This is a genomic window from Cyanobium sp. Candia 9D4 (genome assembly GCF_024346155.1).
GTDB classification, from domain to species: domain Bacteria; phylum Cyanobacteriota; class Cyanobacteriia; order PCC-6307; family Cyanobiaceae; genus Cyanobium; species Cyanobium minutissimum.
This window is the reverse complement of the sequence record NZ_JAGQCK010000003.1, coordinates 285,044-307,831: the sequence shown is the minus strand read 5'-3', so window position 1 is coordinate 307,831 and position 22,788 is coordinate 285,044. Positions and strand designations below refer to the sequence as shown.

The 22,788-nt window shown below is 70.7% G+C and carries 29 protein-coding genes, 1 pseudogene and 2 riboswitches; of the genes and pseudogenes, 14 read left to right on the top strand and 16 right to left on the bottom strand.

The genetic code is table 11. The annotated features are described in order from the left end of the window. Nucleotides 1–31: 31 nt before the first annotated feature. The gene (gene psbA, locus KBZ08_RS09805) at nt 32–1,111 is read right to left on the bottom strand and encodes a photosystem II q(b) protein (RefSeq protein WP_254972621.1); all 1,080 of its coding nucleotides are present in this window, start codon (nt 1,109–1,111) and stop codon (nt 32–34) included. Between the two features lie 127 nt (nt 1,112–1,238). Between psbA and KBZ08_RS09800 the strand changes: the two genes are divergently transcribed. Then, complete coding sequence (locus KBZ08_RS09800; protein WP_106220819.1) at nt 1,239–1,766, top strand: DUF3122 domain-containing protein; 528 nt, start codon at nt 1,239–1,241, stop codon at nt 1,764–1,766. A 41-nt stretch (nt 1,767–1,807) separates the two neighbouring features. Here the strand turns inward: KBZ08_RS09800 and KBZ08_RS09795 are convergent, their stop codons facing one another. Continuing rightward, complete coding sequence (locus KBZ08_RS09795) at nt 1,808–1,999, bottom strand: Thivi_2564 family membrane protein (protein WP_106220818.1); 192 nt, start codon at nt 1,997–1,999, stop codon at nt 1,808–1,810. A 159-nt stretch (nt 2,000–2,158) separates the two neighbouring features. On the opposite strand from KBZ08_RS09795, the pseudogene KBZ08_RS16635 reads away from it, so the two are divergent. Both KBZ08_RS16635 and KBZ08_RS09790 read left to right on the top strand, forming a co-directional pair. Beyond that, nucleotides 2,159–2,245, top strand: a pseudogene (locus KBZ08_RS16635) (sigma-70 factor domain-containing protein); the annotation flags it as partial. Nucleotides 2,246–2,317: 72 nt separating this feature from the next. Then, a complete protein-coding gene (locus KBZ08_RS09790; protein ID WP_254972618.1) occupies nt 2,318–2,989 on the top strand; it encodes a sigma-70 family RNA polymerase sigma factor in 672 nt (223 codons plus the stop codon). Nucleotides 2,990–3,008: 19 nt separating this feature from the next. Here the strand turns inward: KBZ08_RS09790 and KBZ08_RS09785 are convergent, their stop codons facing one another. After that, nucleotides 3,009–3,155: a lmo0937 family membrane protein gene (locus KBZ08_RS09785; RefSeq protein ID WP_106220816.1), complete on the bottom strand. Its 147-nt coding sequence runs from the start codon at nt 3,153–3,155 to the stop codon at nt 3,009–3,011. Between the two features lie 30 nt (nt 3,156–3,185). Next, nucleotides 3,186–3,539 (bottom strand): CsbD family protein, encoded by a 354-nt coding sequence (locus KBZ08_RS09780; protein ID WP_254972616.1) that lies wholly within the window; start codon nt 3,537–3,539, stop codon nt 3,186–3,188. Between the two features lie 209 nt (nt 3,540–3,748). Between KBZ08_RS09780 and KBZ08_RS09775 the strand changes: the two genes are divergently transcribed. Then, a complete protein-coding gene (locus KBZ08_RS09775) occupies nt 3,749–4,324 on the top strand; it encodes a TMEM175 family protein (RefSeq protein WP_254972614.1) in 576 nt (191 codons plus the stop codon). On the opposite strand, the gene KBZ08_RS09770 is transcribed toward KBZ08_RS09775, so the two are convergent. From KBZ08_RS09770 to KBZ08_RS09745, 6 genes are all read right to left on the bottom strand, one after another. Then, a complete protein-coding gene (locus KBZ08_RS09770; protein ID WP_254972612.1) occupies nt 4,321–4,596 on the bottom strand; it encodes an MSMEG_0570 family nitrogen starvation response protein in 276 nt (91 codons plus the stop codon). The genes KBZ08_RS09775 and KBZ08_RS09770 overlap by 4 nt on opposite strands. 89 nt (nt 4,597–4,685) lie before the next feature. Continuing rightward, the gene (locus tag KBZ08_RS09765) at nt 4,686–5,684 is read right to left on the bottom strand and encodes a sll0787 family AIR synthase-like protein (protein ID WP_254972610.1); all 999 of its coding nucleotides are present in this window, start codon (nt 5,682–5,684) and stop codon (nt 4,686–4,688) included. Continuing rightward, nucleotides 5,681–6,340 (bottom strand): MSMEG_0567/Sll0786 family nitrogen starvation N-acetyltransferase, encoded by a 660-nt coding sequence (locus KBZ08_RS09760; RefSeq protein ID WP_254972608.1) that lies wholly within the window; start codon nt 6,338–6,340, stop codon nt 5,681–5,683. The genes KBZ08_RS09765 and KBZ08_RS09760 overlap by 4 nt, the downstream gene beginning before the upstream one ends. A gap of 8 nt (nt 6,341–6,348) precedes the next feature. Beyond that, entirely contained in the window at nt 6,349–7,473 is a 1,125-nt protein-coding gene (locus tag KBZ08_RS09755; RefSeq protein WP_254972605.1) for an MSMEG_0568 family radical SAM protein, read from the bottom strand. Next, nucleotides 7,466–8,485, bottom strand: coding sequence for a Nit6803 family nitrilase (locus KBZ08_RS09750; RefSeq protein ID WP_254972603.1), 1,020 nt, complete (start codon nt 8,483–8,485; stop codon nt 7,466–7,468). The genes KBZ08_RS09755 and KBZ08_RS09750 overlap by 8 nt, the downstream gene beginning before the upstream one ends. Then, the gene (locus KBZ08_RS09745; RefSeq protein WP_035833359.1) at nt 8,486–8,968 is read right to left on the bottom strand and encodes an MSMEG_0572/Sll0783 family nitrogen starvation response protein; all 483 of its coding nucleotides are present in this window, start codon (nt 8,966–8,968) and stop codon (nt 8,486–8,488) included. Between the two features lie 186 nt (nt 8,969–9,154). Between KBZ08_RS09745 and KBZ08_RS09740 the strand changes: the two genes are divergently transcribed. Continuing rightward, complete coding sequence (locus tag KBZ08_RS09740; protein ID WP_254972601.1) at nt 9,155–10,453, top strand: MSMEG_0569 family flavin-dependent oxidoreductase; 1,299 nt, start codon at nt 9,155–9,157, stop codon at nt 10,451–10,453. Between the two features lie 4 nt (nt 10,454–10,457). Here the strand turns inward: KBZ08_RS09740 and KBZ08_RS09735 are convergent, their stop codons facing one another. Then, complete coding sequence (locus KBZ08_RS09735; RefSeq protein WP_254972600.1) at nt 10,458–11,093, bottom strand: HupE/UreJ family protein; 636 nt, start codon at nt 11,091–11,093, stop codon at nt 10,458–10,460. Nucleotides 11,094–11,117: 24 nt separating this feature from the next. Continuing rightward, a riboswitch (cobalamin riboswitch) is annotated at nt 11,118–11,283 on the bottom strand. Nucleotides 11,284–11,333: 50 nt separating this feature from the next. Beyond that, a riboswitch (cobalamin riboswitch) is annotated at nt 11,334–11,493 on the top strand. 24 nt (nt 11,494–11,517) lie between these two features. On the opposite strand from KBZ08_RS09735, the gene KBZ08_RS09730 reads away from it, so the two are divergent. Continuing rightward, nucleotides 11,518–12,126: a HupE/UreJ family protein gene (locus KBZ08_RS09730; protein WP_106220809.1), complete on the top strand. Its 609-nt coding sequence runs from the start codon at nt 11,518–11,520 to the stop codon at nt 12,124–12,126. 4 nt (nt 12,127–12,130) lie between these two features. Here KBZ08_RS09730 and KBZ08_RS09725 read toward each other — a convergent pair whose 3' ends face one another. The 4 genes from KBZ08_RS09725 to KBZ08_RS09710 are packed head-to-tail and all read right to left on the bottom strand — an operon-like array spanning nt 12,131 to nt 16,504. Continuing rightward, the gene (locus KBZ08_RS09725; protein WP_254972598.1) at nt 12,131–13,135 is read right to left on the bottom strand and encodes a BadF/BadG/BcrA/BcrD ATPase family protein; all 1,005 of its coding nucleotides are present in this window, start codon (nt 13,133–13,135) and stop codon (nt 12,131–12,133) included. Beyond that, nucleotides 13,126–14,451 carry an IctB family putative bicarbonate transporter gene (locus KBZ08_RS09720; RefSeq protein WP_254972595.1) on the bottom strand — a complete coding sequence of 442 codons (1,326 nt, stop codon included), beginning with the start codon at nt 14,449–14,451 and terminating at the stop codon, nt 13,126–13,128. The genes KBZ08_RS09725 and KBZ08_RS09720 overlap by 10 nt, the downstream gene beginning before the upstream one ends. Beyond that, the gene (gene trmB / locus KBZ08_RS09715; RefSeq protein WP_254972757.1) at nt 14,451–15,176 is read right to left on the bottom strand and encodes a tRNA (guanosine(46)-N7)-methyltransferase TrmB; all 726 of its coding nucleotides are present in this window, start codon (nt 15,174–15,176) and stop codon (nt 14,451–14,453) included. The genes KBZ08_RS09720 and trmB overlap by 1 nt, the downstream gene beginning before the upstream one ends. Nucleotides 15,177–15,178: 2 nt before the next feature. After that, nucleotides 15,179–16,504: an FIST N-terminal domain-containing protein gene (locus tag KBZ08_RS09710; RefSeq protein WP_106220805.1), complete on the bottom strand. Its 1,326-nt coding sequence runs from the start codon at nt 16,502–16,504 to the stop codon at nt 15,179–15,181. A gap of 60 nt (nt 16,505–16,564) precedes the next feature. On the opposite strand from KBZ08_RS09710, the gene KBZ08_RS09705 reads away from it, so the two are divergent. From KBZ08_RS09705 to KBZ08_RS09675, 7 genes are all read left to right on the top strand, one after another. Further along, nucleotides 16,565–17,176, top strand: coding sequence for a DUF3177 family protein (locus tag KBZ08_RS09705; RefSeq protein WP_106220804.1), 612 nt, complete (start codon nt 16,565–16,567; stop codon nt 17,174–17,176). A 23-nt stretch (nt 17,177–17,199) separates the two neighbouring features. Continuing rightward, nucleotides 17,200–17,523 (top strand): hypothetical protein, encoded by a 324-nt coding sequence (locus KBZ08_RS09700; protein ID WP_254972592.1) that lies wholly within the window; start codon nt 17,200–17,202, stop codon nt 17,521–17,523. Nucleotides 17,524–17,627: 104 nt separating this feature from the next. Further along, nucleotides 17,628–18,218 (top strand): phosphatase PAP2 family protein, encoded by a 591-nt coding sequence (locus KBZ08_RS09695; protein ID WP_254972590.1) that lies wholly within the window; start codon nt 17,628–17,630, stop codon nt 18,216–18,218. Between the two features lie 134 nt (nt 18,219–18,352). Further along, nucleotides 18,353–19,186, top strand: a complete 834-nt coding sequence (locus KBZ08_RS09690) for a hypothetical protein (RefSeq protein WP_254972589.1) — start codon at nt 18,353–18,355, stop codon at nt 19,184–19,186. A 61-nt stretch (nt 19,187–19,247) separates the two neighbouring features. Next, nucleotides 19,248–19,763: a hypothetical protein gene (locus KBZ08_RS09685; protein ID WP_254972587.1), complete on the top strand. Its 516-nt coding sequence runs from the start codon at nt 19,248–19,250 to the stop codon at nt 19,761–19,763. Continuing rightward, the gene (locus KBZ08_RS09680) at nt 19,711–20,298 is read left to right on the top strand and encodes a hypothetical protein (protein WP_254972584.1); all 588 of its coding nucleotides are present in this window, start codon (nt 19,711–19,713) and stop codon (nt 20,296–20,298) included. The genes KBZ08_RS09685 and KBZ08_RS09680 overlap by 53 nt, the downstream gene beginning before the upstream one ends. A 22-nt stretch (nt 20,299–20,320) precedes the next feature. Then, a complete protein-coding gene (locus KBZ08_RS09675; protein ID WP_254972582.1) occupies nt 20,321–21,271 on the top strand; it encodes an aldo/keto reductase in 951 nt (316 codons plus the stop codon). Here KBZ08_RS09675 and KBZ08_RS09670 read toward each other — a convergent pair whose 3' ends face one another. Next, nucleotides 21,272–21,946: a TetR/AcrR family transcriptional regulator gene (locus KBZ08_RS09670; RefSeq protein ID WP_254972580.1), complete on the bottom strand. Its 675-nt coding sequence runs from the start codon at nt 21,944–21,946 to the stop codon at nt 21,272–21,274. Between the two features lie 118 nt (nt 21,947–22,064). Between KBZ08_RS09670 and KBZ08_RS16355 the strand changes: the two genes are divergently transcribed. After that, on the top strand, nt 22,065–22,784 hold the full coding sequence (locus KBZ08_RS16355; protein ID WP_261359258.1) for a Coq4 family protein: 720 nt from the start codon (nt 22,065–22,067) through the stop codon (nt 22,782–22,784). The last annotated feature ends 4 nt before the right edge of the window (nt 22,785–22,788 follow it).

Here is a 22,788-nt window from a genome sequence, read left to right as displayed (position 1 = left end):
CCTCGATGGCTGGGCGGGGTTCAAAGCCCCACTAACCGATCGACGGTGCCGTGAGGGCCACGGGGGTGCTGGCGGTGGCCGCCAGATCGAGGGGAAAGTTGTGCACGTTGCGCTCGTGCATCGCCTCGATGCCCAGGCCGCCGCGGTTGAGGATGTCGGCCCAGGTGTCGACCACACGGCCCTGGTGATCCAGGACCGAGTGGTTGAAGTTCAGCCCGTTGAGGTTGAACGAGAAGCTCACCACCGCCAGGGCGGCGAACCAGATGCCGATCACCGGCCAGGCCGCCAGGAAGAAGTGCAGGCTGCGGCTGTTGTTGAAGGAGGCGTACTGGAAGATGAGGCGCCCGAAGTAGCCGTGGGCGGCCACGATGTTGTAGGTCTCCTCCTCCTGGCCGAACTTGTAGCCCCGGTTCTGGGACTCGGTTTCGGTGGTCTCCCGCACCAGGGAGCTGGTGACCAGTGAGCCGTGCATGGCCGAGAACAGAGAACCGCCGAACACGCCGGCCACGCCGAGCATGTGGAAGGGATGCATGAGCACGTTGTGCTCCGCCTGCAGCACCAGCATGAAGTTGAAGGTGCCGGAGATCCCCAGGGGCAGGGCGTCGGAGAAGGAGCCCTGGCCGATGGCGTAGATCAGCAGCACGGCGGTGGCGGCAGCCACCGGGGCGCTGTAGGCCACGGCGATCCAGGGGCGCATGCCCAGGCGGTAGCTGAGCTCCCACTCCCGCCCCATCCAGCAGAAGATGCCGATCAGGAAGTGGAAGATGATCAGCTGGTAGGGGCCGCCGTTGTAGAGCCACTCGTCGAGGCTGGCGGCTTCCCAGATGGGGTAGAAGTGCAGGCCGATGGCGTTGCTGGAGGGCACCACGGCGGCGGTGATGATGTTGTTGCCGTAGAGCAGGCCGCCGGAGACGGGCTCACGGATGCCGTCGATGTCGACGGGCGGGGCGCCGACGAAGGCGATCACGAAACAGACGGTGGCCGTGAGCAGGGTGGGGATCATCAGCACGCCGAACCAGCCCACGTAGAGACGGTTCTCGGTGCTGGTGACCCAGTTCTTGAAGCGATCCCAGGGATGGACCCCGGAACGCGACAGGGTGGTGAGAGTCATGACAGGACATCCGAAGATGGACAGACCGGGCGCGACGGGCAGCGACAACGTCTTGCGACCATGCCGCTTGCTGCTGCCAGACGATAAAACGATAGCGTTGAATGACCCTGGATCGGGGCTTCCCACCATGCGTGCTTCTGCTCAACCTGTTCCGGGCTCCCCTGTCAGCCGCGCCTGGCCAGGGGCGGCGGCGCTGGCGGCCCTGCTGCTGGTGCTGCTGCTGACCCTGGCGCCCGGTCTGGCCGGGGCCGACGAGGGCCAGCGCTGGAGCCTGCGCGACCGGGACGACAACCGCTGGTCGCTGCGGGTCTTCGCCCAGCCCGATCCCGCCTACCCCAGCGGCGAGCGCCTGCGCCTCAGCGCCCTCACCCCGGGCATCGCCGTCGACCACAGCCGGCCCCTGCGGCTCAGCGACGGGGTCGGCGGCTCCTGGACCCTGGCCAACCGCAGCGAGGAGCTGGTGGCGGTCGGGGCCGGGCCCCTGCCGGAAAGCTCGGCCCAGTTCGACATGGCCGACCTGCTGCCCCGCCCCAGTGACGCCCTGCCCCTCGTCCTCAGCCTGCCCCTGGCGGGTGACGCATCGGCAGAGCTGGTGCTGGGGCCGGAGGAAACCCAGGCCCTGCATGCGATGCCTGGCCCCGGGGCCGGTGGCTGAGGCCCCCACGGGGGAGCGAGCCCGCTGACGGCGGCCGGCCGTCAGCGGCCCAGGCGGATGCTGCGCAACGAATCCATCAGACCAAGGATGTTGAGGAGCCACACCACGACGGCGACCACCACGACGATGTTCAGGATGCGTTTGATCTTCCCGTCCATGGGGATGTAGTTGTTGACGAGCCACAGCAGGACCCCGACGACGATCAGGGTGATGATGAGCGAAATCAGCGACATGATGCGTTCTCCTGTTGGTTGAATCGGATACAGAAATTAGGTCGTTCTGCGGTGGTTTTCTGCACCGCGATGCTGCAGATCAGCCGCAAAGGTGAACATCGCTCGTGGCGCAGATTTCGCCATCCCTAGGCTCGCTGATGTCCCTCTTTTCTGGTCACCATGTCAGATTGTTTTGGGGACTATTTGCGCAGCATCGGTCGTATCCCTTTGCTGACGCCTTCCGAGGAATTGCACCTCGGAGCCCTGGTGCAGGACTGGCGCTCTCAGCCAGCGCCGGCCCCCAGTCAGGAACGGCGAGGGCGCCGGGCTTTCGCGCGCATGGTGACGGGCAATCTGCGTCTGGTGGTGTCGCTCTGCAAGCAGCAGCACAACCGCATCCGGCAGATGCATCTGGATCCGATGGATGTGGTGCAGGCCGGCAACCTCGGCCTGATCCATGCGGTGGAGCGTTACCTGCCCGAGCGCGGCTACAGGTTCTCCACCTATGGCTCCTGGTGGATCCGCCAGGCGGTGCATCGCCATCTCCAGGAAACGGCCGGTCTGATCCGGGTGCCGCCCCAGATGGCGGCCCTGGCCCGCAAGGTGCATGCCCTGCGCCATGCCTCCCCGGAGCCCCTGACGCTGGCCGCGATCGGCATCCAGCTGGGGGAGAGCCCGCGACGGCTGGAAACCGTGCTTCAGGCCTCCCATGACCTGCAGACCCTCTCTCTCGATCAGGCCCTGGGGAACACGGACGGGGAGGTGAGTCTGAAGGATCTGATCGGCGATCCCTCCGAGCCCGGCCTTCGGGACGATTACCGCTGGCTGCACCGCGCCCTCGTCCAGCTGTCCCCCTTGGAGCGCCGGGTGCTGCGTCTTCGCTACGGCGGTGCGGAGTCCCCGTCGCTGGCGAAGATCGGCGAGGGCATCGGCCTGTCCAAGCACAAGGTGCAGCATCTGGAGCGCAAGGCCCTGCTGACGCTGCGCCGTTGCCTGGCGGAGGAACGCTGATCCCCCCGCCGCTGGCACGTCATACGGTCCGACCACTGATCAGTCGGGCCGCGATCACGATCAGGGCGATCACCAGAAGCAGGTGGATCAGGCCGCCCAGGGAGGTGGACGTCACCAGACCGAGCAGCCAGAGAACCACCAGAACGACGGCAATGGATTCCAGCATGGGGTCCTCCTTTGGGTGGTGATGGGCCGGTTACTTGATCTTGTTCGCCAGTTTGTCGGCGGCATCACTGGCCTTGCGGGCCACGTCCCTGGAGCCGTCCTTCACGGCTTCTTTCGCGTTCATGGCGGAGGCCTGCACCTGCTTGGCTTTGCCCTTCACCTGGCGACCCGTGTCGCCGGTGATTTCGCCGTAGGCCGATTCCATCTTGCCTTCGGCTTCCTTGGCTTTGGCGCCCATCTTGTCGGTCATGCTGGCGAAGGCGACCGGTGAGATGGTGCGTGCTTGGCTGGCCATCGCCATGGCAGGCCACTGGATCATCAGGGAGATCACCAGCGCCGCCATGGAGGCGAGGCTGAACAGACGTTTTCGGATGCGATGTGTCATCGGATCTTGCTTTGCGGTGGTCCAACCCTTCTCTACTGAGCGCGGTGCGCCGCGAAGAGTCCGGTCGGTGCTATCTGGGAACTCCAGGAGGCGGCGTCCTGCCGCGGCTCAGTGGTGCCAGGCAGTCTGGGCTTTGTAGCGATTCATCTCTTTTCTGCTGCTGTCTGCGTCGTCTCTGCCATAAGCAGCGAGATCCATGGCCAGGCCCCATGAAAACCACCCGTCTGGAGGCCTTCAGTGACGGTGTCCTGGCCATCGTGATCACGATCATGGTGCTGGAGATCAAGGTGCCCCACGACACCGGACCGGCGGCCCTGGTGCCCCTGATCCCTGTCTTTCTGAGCTATCTGCTGAGCTTCATCTATATCGGCATCTACTGGAACAATCACCACCACATGCTGCACACCCTGCAGCGGGTCAGTGGCCCGGTGCTGCTGGCCAACCTCCATCTGCTGTTCTGGTTGTCGCTGGTGCCCTTCGCCACCGGCTGGATGGGCCAGAACCCCAGGGCGATCGCCCCTTCGGTCCTTTATGGCGCCGTGATGATGATGGCGGCCCTCGCCTATTTCATCCTCCAGGGCCGAATCATCGCCAGCCAGGGCCCCGACTCCCTGCTGCGCCGGGCCGTGGGCCGTGACTGGAAGGGGCACACCTCCCTGACGCTCTATCTGGTGGCGATGCTGGTGAGCCTGCGTTCCCCGGCCGTTGGCCAGGCGGTCTATGGGCTGGTGGCCCTGATGTGGCTGATCCCCGATCGCCGCATTGAGCGGGTGCTGTCCGGCTAAGCGCTCTGAACGCGCACCAGCTCCTCGGCGGCGAAGGCTCCCGCCTGCTGCAGCAGGCGCCGTTCCTCCTCATCGGCCCGGGTGCAGGCGAAGCCGTAGCGGGCCCGCACCCGCTCGGAGGCCTGACGCAGCGCCAGGGTGCCCCTGGTCCGCAGCTCCGCCACCGTCACGGTCTGGCCCGGGGCGAGGTGCTCGAGGATCACGGTGGAGGGGGAATAGAGGCGACTCCTGCCCCCGTCCGGCCATTCCAGTGTCAGCTCCACTTCGGGCATGGCGCCCCCCACCACCCAGCGAGGCCATTGTGTGCCGGGCCGCTTCCGGTTGCGGTGGCGATCACGACAGGTTGATCACGACCGCCCGATCAGGGCAGCGCCCCGAAGCCGGTGAGCGGCGCCTCTCCGCGCCAGATCTCCTGCTGCTGCCCCCCCGCCGCCAGCACCAGCCGCCGCTCCGCCGTGAACGTGCCGATCCGCGCCAGCAGCAGGCCGCCGCAGCCGGCGACCCGCTCCGCCAGCCGCCCCTCCTGATCGGGGCGGGCGGCCAGCAGGAAGCCGAAGCTGGGAAAGCAGGTGAGCCAGGGCTCCAGCGCCACCCCCGCGGGGGGCTGGATCGCCCCCAGATCCAGGGTCAGGCCGCAGCCGGCCGCCTCGCAGACCATGGCCGCGGTGCCCACCAGGCCGCCCATGCTGATGTCCTTGGCGGCGTGGACGCTCCCATCGGCCGCCAGATCCGCCATCAGGGCCAGCTGGCGCCGCAGCCTGGCGGGGTCGGCTTCCGTGGCCGCATCCCAGCAGAGGGAGTCGCCGCGGAAGCCGCCGTTGGGGTCGATCAGCAGGTGGCAGTGGTCGCCGGGGCGGGCGGCGCGGGCCGAGAGCACCGGGCCGGCGGCCGTGCCCAGCACCGCCACCGCCAGGGCGTCGTAGGGGCTGTGCAGGTTGGTGTGGCCCCCCACCACCGGCACCCCGAACACCTCCGAGGCCCGGCGCAGGCCCGCCAGGATCGGCTCCGCCCGGCTGGCGCTGCGGCACCAGAGGCTGTTCACCACCGCGATCGGCGTGCCGCCCATGGCGGCGATGTCGCTGAGGTTCACCAGCACGCCGCACCAGCCGGCGAACCAGGGGTCGGCGGCCACCAGGGCCGGGTCCAGACCCTCACTGGCCAGCAGCAGCGGCGTGGCCACCGCCGGCAGCAGGGCGGCGTCGTCGCCGAGGGCCGCGGCGGGACCCAGGGCGGGAAAGGGCTGGTGGCGGAAGGTGGCCGCCGGGGACTGGATGTCGGTCTTGCCGGTGAGACCGCTGAGCTGGCGCAGCCTGCCGGCCAGTTCCACCAGATCAGGATCCTGCGGCCCGGGGCGACTCACGCCGCCGCCACCCCCGCCGCTGCCGCTTCGCCCACCGCCAGGGGGCGCCGTTCGTGGCCGGGCCGGTAGTAGGAGAGGTCGGCCTCCATCAGGTGGTGGGGCAGGCCGCGGATCTCCAGGGTGTCGATTGAGGTCCAGTGCAGGCGCTGGAAGAAGCGCACGTTCTGCAGCTGCACCGTGGCCAGGAAGCGGTCGCAGCCCCAGCCGTTGGCGGTCGTCACCGCCTTCCAGATCAGGCCCTTGCCGATCTGGTTGTGGCGGCGGTGGTCACCGTGCACCCCGAGCCGGCCGCCGTACCAGAGGCGGGGCCGCTCCTCCAGGATCCGCACCACCCCCACCACGCCGCTGCCGCTGCCGGCGCTGTGGTCGAGGGCGGCGATGGGGTAGGCGTGGCCATCCTTCTCATCCCGGTCGCTGGCCTCGAACAGGTGCTGCTCCTGGCAGAAGATGGCGCTGCGCAGCTGCCAGTAGCCCTCCTCCAGGGGCGTGCCGCGCCGCAGCAGGTGGAAGGAGAAGCGCTGGGAGCTGGCCGTGGGCGAGAGGCGGAAGTCCTCCGCCTCGATCGCCACCCCCCGCCGCACCGAGGGGGTGAAGGCGGCCGGCGCCGAGCTGGCGCTCCGGCCGATGTCGTGGCTGGAGGGGTCGATGAAGAACATGGCCGCGCTCAGGGGGTACCCGGCTTCGGGCCGGCTTCGAACAGGGAGAGGGCCGAGCAGGCGCCGCACTTGGCGCATCCGGCCGCCATGGCCTCGGACCTGAGGTCGGAGGCCCGCAACCGGTCGCCCACCGCCGTGTAGACGGCCACCATGAAGTCGGTGGAGGGGGCGGGATGGGCCTCCAGGGGGGTGCCGGCGATCGGCACGAAGGGCACCACGAACGGGTAGACCCCCAGGGCGATCAGCCGTTCGCTCACGGCAATGAGGGAGGCGGCGCTGTCCCCCAGGCCGGCCAGCAGGTAGGTGGACACCTGGCCGCGGCCGAACACCGCCACGGCCTCGGTGAAGGCCTCCATGTAGCGCTCCAGCCCCAGCTCCGACTTGCCCGGCAGGATCCGCCGCCGCACCTCCTCTTCCACCACCTCCAGGTGCATGCCGAGGCTGTCGACGCCGGCGTCCTTCATGCGCCGGTACCAGGCCGGGTCGTCGGGGGGTTCGCACTGGGCCTGGATCGGCAGGTTCACCCGGGCCTTGACGGCGGCGGCGGTCTCGGCCATCAGCCGGGCGCCCCGGTCGTCGCTGTTGGGGGTGCCGGTGGTGAGCACCAGCTGGCGCACGCCATCGAGACGCACCGCCGCCTCGGCCACCTCCGCCACCTGGGCCGGCGTCTTTCGCACGAGGGTGCGGCCATCCTCCAGCGACTGCTCGATGGCACAGAACTGGCACGACTGGGTTCGGTCGCGGAAGCGGATGCAGGTCTGCAGGAGGGTGGTGGCCAGCACGTCCCGGCCGTGCAGCAGGGCGATCGAGCGGTACGGGATGCCCTCGGCGGTGGTCAGGCCGTAGAAGCGCGGCTCCGGCGGCGCTTCCACGGCGAGGGCCATCGCCGCCGCCGGGCCGCTCACCTCCAGGCCGCCGCCGGCGGCGGTGTCCAGCCGGTAGGGCGAGGTGCCGGCCACGGCGTTGTAGACGGGCACCATCACGGTGGTGCCGTCGATGCTGAGGGCGCGGTGATCCGAGGGGCCCGCCCCGCCCCGGCGGCCGGGGTTGCCGGGCACCGCCGGGTCGACCACCCCGTGCACCTGCAGTTCGGTGAGCCGGCGCCCCAGGGCGCGGCGGTCGTGCTCAGCCATGGTGCAGTTCCTCCAGCAGGGGCAGGCCTGGGGACGCTTCGCCAGGAGTGCCGGCCGCGGCGAATCCGTTCAGTCCGGGCTCAGCAGCCCGCTCATGCAGCTGGCGGGCGGGGCTGCGGTCGATCCGCAGCCCCAGCAGGTCGGGGCGGCTGTAGTGGCCGACGCTGTCCATCATGCGTTTGCGTTTGGTGATCAGGCTCAGGTCGAGTTCGGCGATGGCCAGGCCCTCGCCATCGGGCAGCGGCCCGGCCAGATAGCGGCCCTCCGGGCTGATCACCGCCGTGTGGCAGCCCCCCTGGCAGGCCTTCTGCAGCACCGGATCGGGCGTGATCTTCTCGATGTCCTCCGGCTCCAGCCAGGCGGTGGAGGAGATCACGAAGCAGCCGGCCTCGAGGGCGTGGTGGCGCAGGGTGACGGCGGTCTGCTCGGCGAAGATCGGCCCCACCAGCGAGCCGGGGAACTGGGCGCAGTGGATCTCCTCGCCCTGGGCCATCAGGCTGAAGCGGGCCAGGGGGTTGTAGTGCTCCCAGCAGGCCAGGGCGCCGATGCGCCCGAGGGCGGTGGGCACCACCTGCAGGCCGGCCCCGTCCCCCTGGCCCCAGACCATCCGCTCGTGATAGGTGGGGGTGAGCTTGCGGCGCTTGAGCACCAGCTCACCGGCGGCATCGATCAGCAGCTGGGCGTTGTAGAGGCTGCCCCCGTCGCGCTCGTTGATGCCCAGCAGCACGTGCAGGCCGAGCTGGCGGGCGGCGGCGGCGATGCGGCCCAGGGCCGCGCCGGGCACCGTCACCGCCTGCTCGTAGAGCTTGAGGTGCGACTTGCCCATCAGCACCGGCGGCTCCACGAAGGAGAAATAGGGGTAGTAGGGCAGGAACGTCTCGGGAAAGACGATCAGCTCCACCCCGGCCGCGGCGGCCTCCTCCATGGCCGCGACCACCCGCGCCACCGAGCCGTCCAGGCTGTAGAGCACCGGACGGATCTGGGCGGCGGCGACGGTGACCGTGGCGGGCATTCAGAGCGTCCAGGTGTCGAGGATGAAGGCGCCTTCCTTGCGGTGCAGCAGCACGATGTCGAGCACGTCGAGGGGGTTGACCGGGATGATTCCGGGGATCAGGGCGCCTTCGCCGTGGCCGTAGAGGGCCTGGAGGGCGAAGCGGCAGGCGTAGACCTTGCCGCCCTGGTCCATGAACTTCTGGATGCGGGCGCCGAAGTTGAGGTGGCCGTCGAAGGCGGCGTCGCCCAGCTTGGGGAAGCCCCGCTGCAGCCCCAGGGTCACGCCCGGGCCGTAGAGCAGGATCGAGGTCTCGAAGCCCTTGTTGATCAGGCGGCTGGCCTGCAGCAGGTTCACCAGGCCGATGGAGCCCTCGAAGGCCACGGTGTGGAAGGTGACCAGGGCCTTCTCACCGGGTTCGGCCTTGACGTCGGGAAAGACCTTCTCCTCGTAGTCGACGAGGAACTCACCCGTCTGGTTGGCGGGACGGCTGACCTGGGGCATGGGGAGATGCGGTCGGTGGAATCGGCATGGGGGACCGTGCCACGGATGAACTTTTGTTCTGTGTCGCCGATGCCACCGAATGCCGCCTCTCGCCCATCGCCGTCGGCGGGGCGATCCGTGGCGGTCGTTACAGGGCGTATCGGCCGCGGCGGCCAGCATTGGATTTCGTGTTCAGCCGGGGTGGCCGTGGCCAGGGGTTCGGAGTCGGCGCAGCGGCATGCGGTGGTGGTGGTGGGCGGCGGCCAGGCGGGCCTGTCGGTCGCCCACTGCCTCCAGAAGCGGGGGGTGCGTCCCCTGGTGCTGGAGCGCCATCGCATCGGCCATTCCTGGGCCCGCCAGCGCTGGGAGTCCTTCTGCCTGGTGACGCCCAACTGGCAGTGCCGCCTGCCCGATTTCCCCTACGACGGCGACGATCCCGAGGGCTTCATGGGCCGCGAGGAGATCGTCCGCTACGTGCAGCGCTTCGCCGACCACATCCAGGTGCCGGTGCGCGAGGGCGTGGCCGTGAACCGCCTCCAGGCCAGCGGCAACGGGTTCCTGCTCTCCACCGACGAGGGCGCCATCGAGGCGGAGCAGGTGGTGATCGCCACCGGCGGCTACCACCGGCCGAAGCGCCACCCCCTCGCCGCCCGGCTTCCCGAGCGGATCCTGCAGATCGATGCCCGTGACTACGACAGCCCCGCCACGCTCCCCCCCGGGCCGGTGCTGGTGGTGGGCAGTGGCCAGTCGGGCTGCCAGATCGCCGAAGACCTGCACCTGGCCGGCCGCCGGGTGCACCTGAGCGTCGGCAGTGCCCCCCGCTCCCCCCGCCGCTACCGCGGCCGCGACGTGGTCGACTGGCTCGATCGCATGGGCTACTACGCCATGCCGATCGACCAGCACGCCGATCCCAGGGCGGTGCGGGGCAAGACCAACCACTACCTCACCGGCCGCGACGGCGGCCGGGAGATCGACCTGCGGCGCCGGGCCCTCGAGGGGATGGTGCTGCACGGCCGCCTGGCCGACCTCGGCCACGACCGCATCCGGTTCGCCGGCGACCTGGCCGCCAACCTCGACGGGGCCGATGCCGTCTACAGCCGCATCTGCCGCAGCATCGACGACCACATCGCCGCCCAGGGGCTCAGCGCCCCCGAGGAGCCCCCCTATGTCCCCTGCTGGACACCGCCCCCCGGTCCGCCGGAGCCCCTCGACCTGGCCGCCGAGCCGCTGGCGGCCGTGATCTGGTGCACGGGCTACCGGCCGGATTTCTCCTGGGTGGAGGTGCCCGTCTTCGATGGCGCCGGCCATCCGGTCCACGAACGGGGCCTCACCCGGGTGCCGGGGTTCTACGTTCTCGGCCTGCCCTGGCTGCACACCTGGGGCTCGGCCCGGTTCTGCGGCGTCGCCGAGGACGCCGAGTACCTGGCGGAGGCGATCCGGCTGCGGGCCTCGCGCCAGGCCGCCAGCCAGGAGCGGCTGGAGTGCACAGCCCTGCTGGGCACCTGAGCCCTCAGGCCACCAGGGTCGACCAGGTGAAGGCCAGGCCGATGCCCATCAGCAGACCGGCCGTGATGTTGACCGCACCGCTGGAGGCCGTGCTGCGCCAGCGCCTGACGGCCGTGAGGGCCACCAGCAGCAGCAGGCTCTGGCTCACCAGCAGACCCACCAGGTAGAAGCCGATCGGGGTGGGCTCCCAGCCGAGGACGGCGCCGCTGAGGGCGTAGCCGTGCAGCAGGAAGGCGGGCACCAGCACGGCCGGGGGCAGGCGCCGGGCCAGCACCAGGCCCGTGAGGGCCACCGACAGGGCCACCAGCGGCTCGATCCAGGGGAAGCCGGGCAGGGCCAGCCCCAGGGCGTTGCCCACCAGCCCGCAGCCCAGCAGGGCCAGCACCCAGCGGAAGGGCTGGACGATGCCCACCAGGCCGATGGCCAGCAGGAACAGCAGGTGATCGGGGCCCAGGATCGGGTGGGCCAGGCCGCTCAGCAGGCCGGACACCACGCCGGGCTTCATGCCGGTGAGATCCATCAGGTGGTGCGCTGAGGCCGGGGCGGCCAGCAGCAGGGGCAGGGCGCACAGAGCGACCAGGGCGATGGGCGCGGCGATGGGCGGGATGCCGCGTCGCTGGGCCAGGGAAGGCAGGTTCATGGATGATCTCCGGTCCTCGCCGGCAGGAATGGTGTCGTGGGGGGTGAGCGTTCTGACTGAGGACGCCGGGGCCGAAGGCCACGGCGTCCATCACAGCTGCGGGACAGCGGCGGACTTGGGTCACCCCGCACCGCCTTTCCTCCTTGCGTCCTCCCCGTGAAGGGGAGGAACCTCCTGCGCGCCATCCTCCCCCCTCCCTGGTCAGAAGCTGCGGTCATCGGGCGGCAACGTCACGGGCTGCGGGCACAATGGGTGGACGGTTCCCGGGGTCCACCTCCGGGAGGAAACGAGGAAAGTCCGGTGCACGGCAGGGTTCTCCCTTCCACCATTCCGGCGCTGTCCCGCAGCTGTGATGGGGTCACCCTCAGCCAGAACGCTCGCCGTGAACCGTTCCTTCCATCCCCGGCGCGGACCGGGACCCTCGATGACCCACTTTTCCGGCCTGCGCTCCTGGACCCTGCTGGGCAGCGCCGCCGCCCTCGGTTTCGTGCTCGTCGGCCAGCCGGCCCAGGCCCATGGCCTGGCCCACGGCGGCCTCGGCTACGGCTTCCTCCACCCGATCACCGGGGTGGACCACCTGCTGCTGCTGATCGGTGTGGGCGCGGCCGCGTCCTACGTGTCGGCCCAGCTGCTGCTCTGGGGCCTGGCCGGCGCGGTGCTGGGGGGCCTGGCCGGGGCCATGGGCTTCACCCTGCCGTTCGCTGAAGTGCTCGCCGCCCTGGCGATCTCGGCGGTGGCGCTGCTGATCCTGAATTCCCACCGCGAAGGCCGCAGCCCCGGTCTGGCCTTCGGTGGCGGCCTGGTGGCCGCTGCGGTGGCCCTGCATGGCGCCCTGCACGGCGGTGAGGCCCCTGTCGATGCTTCGGCCTTCGGCTGGTGGGCCGGTGCCCTGGCCGCCTCGGTGCTGGTCAGCGGTGGCTCGTTCCTGCTGATGCGCCGCCTTCCCCTGGTCTGGACGGCCCGCCTGGCCCTGCTGCTGGCGGTGCTCGGCGGCGCCCTGGCCCTCGCCCCGATGGGCGTGCTGGTTCGCTGAGGCCCTAAGCCTCAACAGGCCCCTGCAGCAGGGCCGCCGCCAGCGCCAGGGCCCCCTGGCAGGCATCGCCGGCGGCCCCCACCAGCTGACTCCCCGGCAGGTCCTGAGCCAGGCTCCGTGCAAAGGGACCCCGCAGCTGCTCCAGGTGGCGCAGCGCCCCGCCCATCGGGCACACCGCCGGCCCCACCAGATCCAGGCTCCGGGCCACCCCTGCCACCATCGCCGAGAGCGCCCCGGCGTTGTGCTCCATCACGGCGACGGCCCGGAGGTCCCCCGCGGCGGCGAGGCGATCGAGCACCGGGGCCAGCCGGGCAAAGCCGGCGGGGCCGAACCCGTCGGCCACCACCAGCGCCTTGAGCCGCTGGGGAGCCCCAGGATCGTCCGGGTCCAGACCCAGGGCCTGCCACAGGGCCCGCCGCAGGGGGGTCTCGGCGAGGCGGCCATCGGCCATCTGCAGGCTCAGGGCCAGGCCGTCCCGGCCGATGTCCATGGCCGAACCGGCCCCATCCAGCAGCCAGCCCCAGCCGGCGCAGCGGTGCTCGCGGCCGGCGCCGTTTCGGCCGATGGCGATCGTGCCGGTGCCGCTGATCACCACGATGCCCGGACCGCCTGGGAAGGCTCCCCGCAGGGCGGTGCGCTCGTCGCCGGTGACCACCACCCGCTCCGGCTCCAGCCCCAGAACGGCCGCCGCCAGGGCCTGCCCCTGCGCCTGCACCGCTGTCCCCTGCTCGATGCCGCTGGCCCCCACGGCGGCCGCCACCAGAACGGCAGCGTCGGCGGGCTCGCTCGTGGCCTCGCCGGCGGCCAGGGGCGCCAGGGCCCGCCGCAGGCTCTCGCGCAGGGCGGCCCCGAAGCGCTCGGGCCCCTCCGCTGCGGCCAGGTGGCAGACACCGGGACCGTCCGCTTCGCCCACCACTTCACCCGGCCCGGCCGCACTGGCATCGCCGGCCAGGGCCAGGCGGCAGGTGGTGTGGGTCTGACCGGCGTCGAAGCCGGCGATCAGTCGCATGGCACGGGATCCGCCGCTGGAGCTGCCGAGGCCGCCAGGGTGGCGAGGCTGAACAGGGCGATCAGCTGCACCTCCGGCCGGAAGAAGATCGTGTCGGTGAGGCCCTGCACCCCCAGCCCCGCGAACACGGCCACCGCCGCCAGGCTCGGCAGGGCCAGGGGGGCGGTGCGGCGCCACTGGCCCAGGCCCACCTTCACGGCGCTCAGCAGCAGGCCCAGCCCCGCCAGCAGCCCCGGAATGCCGGCCTCGACGAGCAGCTCCAGGGGGATGGAGTAGGCGCTGAGGGCGTTGAACTTGGGCTGCTGATACAGCGGATAGATGAGGTTGAAGGCGCTGTTGCCGGGGCCGATGCCGATCCAGGGGCGGTCCTGGATCATCGCCAGGGCCGAGGTCCAGACGTTCATGCGGAAGTTGTTGGAGCTGTCCTCCCGGCCCGCCAGCAGGCTCATCACCCGCACCCGCAGCGGCTCCACCTGGGTGACCAGCAGCACCAGCACCACGGTGGCCCCGGCCAGGAGCAGCAGGGGGAACAGGCGCCGCCACAGGGGCGGCCAGTCGCGGGTCTGGCGCAGCACCAGCAGCAGGGCCAGCAGACCCAGGGAGGCCACCATGCCCATCCAGGCACCGCGGCTGTAGGTGAGCACCAGGGCCACCAGGCCCAGCACCAGGCTGGCCAGGGCGAACAGGCGCCGGCCGCGCCCCTGCCAGCGCAGCAGGGCCACCACGGCCAGGGGCAGGATCGGCAGCAGGTAGCCCCCCAGCAGGTTGGGGTTCTCCAGGGTGCTGTAGATGCGCACCGTGCCTTCGGCCACCGAGTTGCTGTCCGACCAGCGGGCCAGGGCCCCGGGGGCCTCGTAGAGCTGGCGGATGCCGATCACGCTGGTGACCAGTTCACCGGCCAGCAGGGCGCCCACCAGCCGGTCCCACCACACCGGCGCGGTCGCCAGCAGCTGGCGCATCAGGGCGTAGACGCTCAGGTAGCTGAGCAGCTTGACCAGTCCCACCAGGGCGGCCTTGGGCACCGGCGAGAAGCCGGTGGCCACCACCGCCACCGCGATCACCAGCAGCAGCCAGGTGTTGATGGCCCCCAGGCGCCCCGGCGGGGTGCGCAGGGCCCAGACCACCCAGAGCAGGGCGGAGGCGGCGATCAGCAGGCTGAGGCCGGAGCGGGTCACCAGGGGCAGGCCCGCCAGCAGGGCGCAGAGGATCCAGCCGGCCAGCAGGGGCAGGTGGGCGCCGAGGCGGCCGGCGGGCAGGCCGGCCAGCAGCCCCTGCCAGCGCAGCAGCAGGGGCACGGGAGCTGGGGCAGGCACCATCAATCCGCGGCGGCGTCGTCGCGATTATCGGTGCCGTCGCCCGTGGCTTCCAGGCGGGTGTCCAGATGGCGTTCCAGCTCCGCCAGTGGCGGCAGCGGGGCGGTGCTGCGGCGGTAGAGGCTGCGGTGCACCGGCTTGCCCTCGGCCAGCACCTGGGCTTCGCGCTCGGTGGCCACCGGCAGGGGATTGACGGTGGGGCCGCACTCCTCGGGCCCGGCGGGCTCGAACACGCCGCTGGCCTCCACCAGCTGGCGCATCGGCGTGATCAGGCCCTCCACATCGCTCTGCAGGAACAGGCGGCGGCCGGGGGCCAGGGCCGCGGCGATCGCCAGCAGCAGGGCGGGCTGCAGCACTCGGCGCTTGCGGTGGCGCAGCTTGAACCAGGGGTCGGGGAACTGCAGGGTCACCAGCTCCAGCTGCCCGGGGCTCAGCAGCGCCAGCCACTCCGGCAGGTTGACGTTGGCGTTGCCGTAGAGGAAGCGCAGGTTGGTCAGCCCGTCCCGGCGGCGGTCGGCCTCGGCGGCCTCCACCAGGGGCCGGCGGATCTCCAGGCCCAGGTGGTTGCGCTGCGGCGCCAGGGGCGCCATCGCCAGTAGGAAGCGCCCCCGGGCGGAGCCGATGTCGAGGTGGAGGGGCAGGGAGGGATCGGCGAACAGCTCGATCAGCGGCGGCAGGGGCCGCGCCAGCTGGTGGATCCGGCTGAGGGGATTGACGTGCTGACGCACCATCAGAGCGGCGCGGCGGTGCCCCCGGGCGGGTCGTTGGGCACCAGGAAGCCCCAGCTGGCGGTGTAGCCGTGCAGGTGGGTGGTGCCCCCCACCGGACCGATCTCGCCGTTGCAGAACAGGCCGGCGATCGGCACCGTGCCGAACACCTCCCGGCAGAGGCTCACGTCACCATCCGCCTGGCCGTAGAGGCCTTCACCCCGGCCCAGGCAGGCGAACAGGAAAGCGGCCAGGGGTTCGCTGCGCCGCCGGGCCTGGCCGGCCAGCAGCTGGCGGGATTCGTCCCGGGAGGCATCGGCATCGCGGAGCTGGAACTGCACCTTCTGGCCCACCCGCATCCGTTCCCCCACCGCCACCGCCCCGTTGCGGGGATCGACGCCGATCAGGTTGCGCACCAAGAAGGAGCCGGGCGCCTCCGGCACGGGGGTGAGGTCGGCGGTGGGCAGGCTGAAGTCGCTGCGGCCGACGCCGAGGAACAGGGAATGCTTCACCTGCTCCCGTTCGGCGGGGGTGAGGTCGGTGAGGATCGACTGCAGGGCGGCGACGGGGCTGTTGCGGGTGCTGCCGCAGCTCACCTCGATCACCACGTTGCGCTGGGCCTGCTCCACCTCCAGCACCGGGCCGATGGGCCGGCAGCCCTGGGCCACCAGGGGATCGAGCCGCCAGGCCCCCTCGATCACACAGCCCACCGCACCGGTGCGGACCGTGTCGGCGGGGTCGCCGTCGCTGGCGCCACTGCCACCCGGGCCGAAGAGCAGCGAGCCGTGGGCGGCGCTGTGGGGGCCGGCAATGCCCCCCACCTTGGTGGTGTTGGGGTAGGCGTAATCCAGGCCGCTGATCAGGTCGTTGATGGCGGTGCCGGTGGGATCGAGCAGCAGCAGCATCGACTGGCCCTCCTCCAGCTCAGCCCCCACCCGCTCCCGCCAGGGCTCGGCCGGACCATCGAGGTCGGGGAGGGAGGTGGTGTCGATGGCGAAGGGGCGCAGACGGGCCCCGGGCAGCCGCAGAAGGGTGACGGCCAGGGCCGGCTGGTGCTCGATCTCGTGGGGAACCCCCGCCGTGTCGGTGCCCACCACGCCGCCGCCGACACAGCCCAGCCAGTGGGCGGCGTTGAGCTTCTGCTGCAGCAGGGGCAGCAGGCGGGGCAGGTCGCTGGCGTAGCTGGCGGAGGCGAACACCAGGGCCAGGTCGGCCTCGCCGGTGCCCCGGAGCTGCTCGAACACCTGGTTGACGGCTTCCTGGAGCGAGGCATCCCGGCCAAGGGCGGTGCGGCACCAGGGGCCGCCGGGACGACGCTGCAGCCAGGGAAAGGAGGGGAGGGAACCCATGGACGGACCCTATCGCCTGGGGGGCACACGGATAATGGCGCCTTACCGAACCGAGCGGACGTGCCGGAACAGCTCTATCGCTCCCTGGTCTGGCTCGACGTGCGGCTGGGGATGCTGTTCGCCGTGGGGCTGCCGCTGGTGCTGCTTGTCTGGGCGGTGCTCCGCAAGGAGCAGGCCCTGGTGCGCCTGATGGGCCTGTATTGGAAGGTGGCCAGCCTGCAGCTGATCGCCCTGCTGCTGCTCACCGACAACCGCCCCACCGGCTTCCTGTTGCTGGTGCTGGCGCCGCTGCTGGTGGTGGCGACCCTGTGGTTCTGGGTGGATCTCAACGAGGAACTGGCCGACATGCCCCCCTGGCGGGCCCTGCCGCTCACCCTGCGCATCTGGCGCTGGAGCCTGACCCTGCTCTCCCTGGGCGGGGCGAGCCTGGCGGTCACCGCCCTGCCCTGCATGGGCGGCGCCGGTCTGCGCCTCTGCCGCGCCTGGCTGGAGGCGCCGCAGGGGCTGCACGGCGTGGTGGCCCGGGTGTTCGCCTTCGTGTTCGGCGGCGAGTGGACGCCCGGTGTGGCCGCCTTCGTGGGCTACGCCGCCCTGGTGGCCTACGCGGTGGGGCTGTTCCAGTGGCTGGTGGTGCGTCTGCCCCGGCTGGGCCGGGTGGCCGGCGAGTTCTGAGCTGTGCTTTGGAGCTGGCCCCCATGACCGACGCCGCCTCCCCCTCCGTTGCCGCCCTGCTGGCCGCGCTGGAAACGATCAGCCGGGAGCGCCCCGACCGGGTGCTGCGCCTGGTGGGCACCCTGCCGGGCTCCGGGGGGGACGAACCCTTCGAGCTGCTGATCTTCCGCGGCTTCTCCAGCAGCGTCACCCACCCCACCGCCTTCGACCCCGACCAGCCGGCCCTGCCGGCCTCGGCCCGCATCACCGCGGCCCTGCTGCTGGCCGGGCCGCTCAACCCCAGCGATGAACGCTGCCTGGCGGGGCCGCTCCCGGTGGAAACCTTTCTGGATGCAGGGGCCTGGTGAAGCCGGAGACCACGCCGTTGGGCGAATCCCCTGACGTTCCCTGGCCCCAGCAAGCGAGCGCCTGGCTGCGGAACAGGGGCGAGTGGATGCTTGGCCTCCTGCTGTTGGCGGGCCTGTTCACGCTGTGCCTCGAGGTGTGGCAGAAGCAATCCCTCCGGTTCGACACCGACGCGCTGCTTTGGCTGCACGGTTGGGCCAACCCCATCCTTGATGCGCTCATGCTCTGGCTGACTCGCCTGGGGAATCCATACGTGGTCGTGCCGGTGGTGCTTGGATCCTTGGGGGTGTTTCTCTGGCGGCGGTGGTGGGCGGACGCCGTGATGTTGCTGTTGAGTTGCGTTGGCGTCGTAGTGCTGAATCAAGGCATGAAGCTCTTGTTCGCCCGTGCCAGGCCGGCTCTTTGGCCGCCGCTGATCCAGGAAACCACCTACGGCTTTCCCAGTGGCCATGCCATGGGCTCGTTGGTGCTCTATGGCTATCTCTCTGTGGTACTGGCGTATCACTTCCCAACCCAGGCTCGCTGGATCCATGCGAGCGCCGTCCTGCTGGTCGTTCTCATCGGCCTCAGCCGGTTATACCTGGGTGTTCACTACCCCACGGATATCGCCGCCGGTTATGCCGTGGGTGGCCTGTGGCTGATGGTCTGCCTCCAGGCCCTGAAGGCCCAGCGATTGAAGCGGTCGGTCGTGGGATGAACCGACCCCACAAGGATTCTCTCTTCGTTTCACATTTTGCTGGTGCCTGTTACAACCCAGGGCTCGTCACCCAGAGCAGTCCTGGGTAAAGTCACCTGCCTTTCGCTGCGCTCCGCTCGTTCATGGCTCTTCTGATGTCAGTCGTTCCACTGGTCGGTCTGGTCGCTGCACTGGCCCTGCCTGCCGCAGCCAGCGCTGCCAGCTGTGAAGAGAGCTTCGCGCAGAAGGGGAACCCCCTGTCCGGGACGCGGTTCAGCGCCGAAGTCACGGTCGATGCGTTGACCGTGCCGGTGGCGATTCGTCAGCTGCGCGGCATCGCGGCCACCCGGGGCTATGACATCCTCAGCGAAGAGGCGGACGACGGCAGCATGCTGCTGGAGCAGCCCCGATCGGGTTCCGCCCGGCCGTTCCCGATCATCGCCACCGCCCAGGCCGAGCAGGCCGCCGCCCGGGTGAAGCTGGAGGCGAAGTTGCCGGCGGGGATGCTGGCGGGGGCCGGTGGGGCCCGCACCGAACTCTGCGCCATGCTGAACGCCGTCAAAGGCGGCCCCGAAGGCATCGCCGCCGCCGAGCGCAGCCAAGGGGCGGTGTCCTCGGCTGGTCCGGTGGTGATCGATGCTCTGGTGCTGTCCCAGCAGATCGCCCAGGAAGCCGACACCAACGCCGCCTCGATTCCCTCCCGCTACCAGGGCAAGACGTTCACGATCAAGGGTCGGGTGGCCCACGTCGCCAAGGATGGCGGGGCCTATCGGATCGCCTACGACATTCCCAATTCCACCAACGATCTGGCCATCCGGTTCGGCAAGTTCCGCTTCCTCACCCAGATCAGCTGCCTGGCCGCCAAGGGCCAGGGCGCCTATGCCCTCTCCCTGCGGACCGGCCAGGGCATAAAGCTGACGGGTCAGTACAAGGACTACGACCCGGCCCGGCACGTCATGTGGTTCGAGGGCTGCCGGCCTGTCGATTGAGGGGCGGCTGACAGACAAACCCAGGCGGGCTGGCCATCATGACGGGGCCGTCAGGAGGGCCATGGCCGCCAGGGACCCGATCCGGGACTTCTTCAGCTTCCTGCTGGGGGGCGTGCTCTTCACCATGGGGGCGTTCCTGTTCTTCAACCAGGTCATGGTGAGCTCCGTGCCGATGGGCCTGGGCCTGCGCTTCGGCCGGCGTGCTGCCGGCGCCTGGGGCGGTGGCTATGGCTCGGCCTGGGGCGGCGGCTGGGGCGGCGGTTTCGGGCTGTCCCAGGGCCTGGGTGGCGGTTTCGGCCTGCTGCTGATCCCGCTCACGATCGGGGTGTGCCTGCTGTTCGCCCTGCGCAACCAGCGCTGGGGCTGGTTCCTGGTGCTGGCCTCGGTGGCGGCCCTGGCAGTGGGGGTGCTCCAGACCCTGATCATGAGCTTCCAGCCCACCTCGCTCTGGAACCTGCTGACGATGGTCGCCCTGATCGGCAGCGGCGGCGGGCTGATGTTCCGTTCACTGATGGCCTACGACGATGGCAAGGACCGGCAAGACCGAGCGGAGCGCGACGACCGGGAAGAGCGTTGAGGACCTGATCGTCGAGATGGAGCCGGTGCCGCCCGGGGGACGGCCCCCGTCGCCGCCGGCCCTTCCGCCGGCGTCTGAACCCGCCCGGTTTCCGATCCTCCAGCGGCTGCTGATGGTGGCCCTGCTGCTGCTGGGCTTCGGCGCCGGCTGGCTGGCGGCCGGCCTGCGGGCGTCCCTGGCCGAGAAGCCGGCCGCCGGCGGGCGGGGCGAGACCCGCCAGGACCTGCTCGCCGATGGCTGGGCGGAGGCGGATCAGGGGGTGTTCACCCGCCGCTGCCAGGGGATCTGCCGCAAGCCGCGGCTCTACGGCGGCGGCATCGTCGATGTGATGGAGGTGGCCTGCCTGGAGCGCCCCTGCGGGACCATCCAGGTGACGTTCGATGTGCTCGACGGCACGGGCCAGGTGATCGGGGAGGTGGCGGAAACCAAGATTGGCCGGCAGGGGGAACGGCTGCAGTTCGTGATCGAATCGGATAAGCCGCAGGCCCGAAGCTTTGCGCTGCGCTCCTTCACCGCCCGCGCCAGGGTGGAGTGATGCTCATCTGGAGTTCACCGCCTTGAAGACACTCCCCTTCGACGACGGCGCTGCCATGCCGATGCTCGGCCTGGGCACCTGGAATGCCCCTCCTGGGGAGGTGGGCACCGCGGTGACGGCGGCCCTGCAGCTGGGCTACCGCCACATCGACTGTGCCGCCATCTACGGCAACGAGGCCGAGATCGGCGAGGCCCTGGCGGCGGCGATCCGCACGGGCCTGGTGAAGCGGGAGGAGCTCTGGATCACCTCCAAGCTGTGGAACAACGCCCATGCCCCCGAGGACGTGGCCCCGGCCCTGGAGCGCACCCTGGCCGATCTGCAGCTCGACCACCTCGATCTGTATCTGATCCACTGGCCCGTGGCCTTCCGGCCGGGGGTGGTGATGCCCGAGGGCGCCGAGGATCTGGTGTCGCTGGAGACCCTGCCGATCGCGGCCACCTGGGCGGCGCTGGAAGCGGCCGTGGACGGGGGCCTGTGCCGCCACATCGGCGTCAGCAACTTCGGCATGGTCACTCTCCGCAGCCTCCTGGGGCAGGCGCGGATCCGGCCGGCCATGAACCAGGTGGAGCTCCATCCCTACCTGCAGCAGAAGGGGCTGTTCGCCTTCTGCGAGGCCCACGGCGTGCACCTCACGGGCTACTCGCCCCTGGGCACCCCGGGCCTGCCCCCCCAGATGCGGCCCCCCGGCCAGCCGGTGCTGCTGGAGGACCCCACGATCACGGCGATCGCCACACAACGCGGCCTCACGCCGGCCCAGGTGCTGCTGGGCTGGGCCCTGCAGCGCGGCACCGCCGTGATCCCCAAGTCGGTGTCGCCGGCGCGCCTGGCCGAGAACCTCGCCGCCGCCGAGGTCGAGCTGGCTGCGGAAGACATGGAGGCGATCGACGGCCTCGACCGCAGCCATCGCTTCATCGACGGCTCCTTCTGGGTGAAGGAGGGCGGCCCCTGCACCCTGGAGACCCTCTGGGCCTGATCAGACTGGCGGTCCGCCAGCGGTCAGCCGCCGGCGCAGATAGGCGATGGCCAGGTCGCCGCATTCGGCCACCAGCCGGTCGCGGCGGCCCTGCTCCTGGGTGGCCGCCAGCCAGAGCAGGTGGCCGACGGTCTTGACCAGCACGTAGGCGATCAGGTGGCCCTCCTCGTCGCTGAGGTGGCTGCCTTCGAGGGCGGCCTTCTCGACGATCAGGCCGCTCCAGTCGTTGATCAGCCGGACGTCGGCCTCCTCCTCGATGGCCAGCAGTTCGGGGGTGGCGCTCTGCACATCCAGGAAGATGGCCGGGTAGCCGGGGTGGTCGCGGAAGAAGCGATCGGTGAGGGCCACGGCGGCGGTGATCGAGTCCTCCAGGGAGAGGCAGCGGCCGTCCCCCCGGTCGAAGAAGGCCGTGAGCAGCTCGTGCAGTTGCTCGGCGTAGAGCTGGGCGAGGCTGCGCAGGATCGCCCCCTTGTCGGGGAAGAACTGGTAGAGGGAGCCGATCGGCACCCCGGCTCTGGCGGCGATGGCGTTGGTGGTGGTGCTGCCGACGCCGCCGGTCACGAACAGCTCCTCGGCCGCCGCCAGGATCCGCCGCACCCGTTCCTGGCTGCGGGCCTGGCGCGGCTGGCGGCGCAAGGGCGAGGGCTCGCTGGGGGCGGCTGTGGCGTCGGCCATGGCGGGAAGCGACGCCTCCAGAAAACCTGAGCGATCCTCGCATCCCATTGACAAAGCCGAGGGATGCTCATAATTTCATGGACGTGAGGACTGCTCACGTTCTTTCGCATTCACCCCGATGACCGCCACCGTTTTCCACCCCAATCCCGCCCCCACCGCGGCGTCGTTCGAGGCCCCGGAGCTGCCGCCCCAGCTGTTCCGCGTCCTCGGCACGTTCGTGGCCATGAGCGGCGGCGACACCGACCTCGAGCTGGTGGGCGCCCTGGCCGACGCTCTGCTGGAGACGCCCTCCTATGCCCTGATGGCCGAGCAGCTGCGCCGCGATCCGGCCTGCGCCGCGCTGATCGAGGCGCGCTGGATCCCCCCGGCCCACGACCTGGAGCAGCTGGCCGCCCTGCCCGAGGGCAGCCTCGGCCACGCCTACGCGGCGTCGCTGGCCCGGCTGGGCTACGACCCCAACCTGCACGCCGGCATGGAGCCCGGAAGTGATGCGGCCTATGTGGAGCTGCGGCTCAGCCAGACCCACGACCTCTGGCACGTGATCACCGGCTTCGACACCACGGTGACGGGCGAGATCGGTCTGCAGGCCTTCCATCTCACCCAGTTCTCCTACCCCCTGGGGGCCGTGCTCACGGCCCAGGCCCTGGTGTCGGCCACCCTCGGCGCCCCCGAACTGCTGCCGGAGCTGGTGGAGACGATCCGCACCGGGCTGCAGATGGGCCTGGAGGCCAGGCCCCTGTTCGCCCAGCGCTGGGAGGAGGGCTGGGAGCGGCCGCTGGTGGAGTGGCGCGAGGCGCTGCAGCTGCGTCCGTTCGCCGAGCGGGTGGGGCGGCTGTGAGCGT